General features: G+C 45.4%; 1 protein-coding gene and 1 tRNA gene. One reads left to right on the top strand and one right to left on the bottom strand.

Annotated elements, in window-relative coordinates:
* Positions 1-78: 78 nt before the first annotated feature.
* Positions 79-152 (top strand) — tRNA-Pro (locus EJ419_RS03540).
* Positions 153-229: 77 nt separating this feature from the next.
* Here EJ419_RS03540 and EJ419_RS08325 read toward each other — a convergent pair.
* A partial coding sequence (locus EJ419_RS08325) for a hypothetical protein (RefSeq protein WP_165496219.1) occupies positions 230-989 on the bottom strand: 760 nt, incomplete at its 5' end.

A 989-nucleotide genomic window follows, 5' to 3' on the forward strand; every position in this document is an offset into this window, starting at 1 on the left:
ACATACAACACGCCCAGATGCAAAAGTTCGCACATTGCTGTATAGTTTTCTTTTGTTGAGTTCAGCTCAACAAGTATTCGGGCTGTAGCGCAGCTTGGTAGCGCGCTTGTTTTGGGTACAAGATGTCGTGGGTTCAAATCCCGCCAGCCCGACAAATTAAACCTCGCAGAAATGCGAGGTTTTTTGCTAAGTCGTGTACTTCTTATTCGACTTACAGAATTATTTCGTGTTATTTATCGTTGTCCTGGATAGTGTTTGTTATGTTATTGGCAGCATCAGTAATGGTTGAGGCTACCATGTGTCCCACATGTAATGAATTCGTTACAGCAGAATACGCAGTTTGATTCCATACGTTCGTCATATCATGATAAGTATTCGTAAAAGTTGCAATCTCACGGGCAAGCTGAGAATCTGTATTCATTGCTTGCTCAATACCAGCGTTCACTTTATCGCGTAGCCGTTCACAATCCCGCGCCACATACTGAGCCGTATTCCTATCACCGTTCGTATCCTGATCACAACGATCCCATACTTGACTTTCACTGACACCAGCCTGATAAATAGCCGACTCGATCTCCTCGTCCGACAAAGCATACAACTGCGTATGCATCATAGCTAGAGCGGAACGAATCTCACGCTCCACACACGCACGCATATGCTCATACTCACGCTCAATAGCCCTCTGCATGTCACAAGTATCAGAGACTAAAGCACTCATCATATACTCAGCTTGAATATAATCCAGCATAAACTGCTTCACAGGCGTCATACCCGACGCACACCGTACACGCCGATACGAGTCAATCACCCGCTTCATCTCACCCACATCAGGCTTACCCTCAATGAGGCTACCATCTTTATTCCACTGATAGCCACCCCACATATGCTGCTTAGTCACATCATGAACATCCTTGGAACACACGTTATGAACCAGACCCACACTACCCAAGAAATCACTAAACCCCAACGCTATGCTATCTTTACTATCC

Source organism: Alloscardovia theropitheci (assembly GCF_004332295.1).
GTDB lineage: Bacteria > Actinomycetota > Actinomycetes > Actinomycetales > Bifidobacteriaceae > Alloscardovia > Alloscardovia theropitheci.